The 412-nt window shown below is 39.1% G+C and carries 1 protein-coding gene; it reads right to left on the bottom strand.

Annotated elements, in window-relative coordinates; genetic code table 11:
• Positions 1–155: 155 nt before the first annotated feature.
• Positions 156–401, bottom strand: a complete 246-nt coding sequence (locus A3775_RS15180) for a hypothetical protein (RefSeq protein ID WP_066377310.1) — start codon at positions 399–401, stop codon at positions 156–158.
• Positions 402–412 lie beyond the last annotated feature (11 nt).

Here is a 412-nt window from a genome sequence, read left to right on the forward strand (position 1 = left end):
AGCAATAAACGCCATGATAGACTCCTAAAACAATGTCTAAATTTAGTAGAAGCTGCTGGCGATTAAGTTGGATAATTTCATCTAACTTAATCGCTCATGCCAACATTTCAACAGAGCTATTAGCTCATCAATTACTCAGCAATAACCGGAAATGATTAGTACCAACCATTTCCAGCATCACTGAAGGACTTAGCTAAATGGCCAATCGCATCAATACCGAAGGTGATGACACCGAACTCAAATCCCTTTTCAGCTAAGTCTAAAACGCCATTTGTGGTTTTAGAATAGTTACCACCATGAACAGAATCATCAAGATTGTTCAATTCGTTGAGGAAGCTTTCAGCATCTTGGAACAATTCCGAACCAGTAGCACGTAATTCGTTAACAGCAATAAACGCCATGATAGACTCCT

This window comes from Anabaena sp. 4-3, assembly GCF_001597745.1.
In the GTDB taxonomy this organism is placed as follows: Bacteria; Cyanobacteriota; Cyanobacteriia; order Cyanobacteriales; family Nostocaceae; genus Trichormus.

Excerpts from the sequence above, each read along its gene's own strand:
- A3775_RS15180 (WP_066377310.1), bottom strand. The coding sequence starts at position 401 with ATGGCGTTTATTGCTGTTAACGAATTACGTGCTACTGGTTCGGAATTG.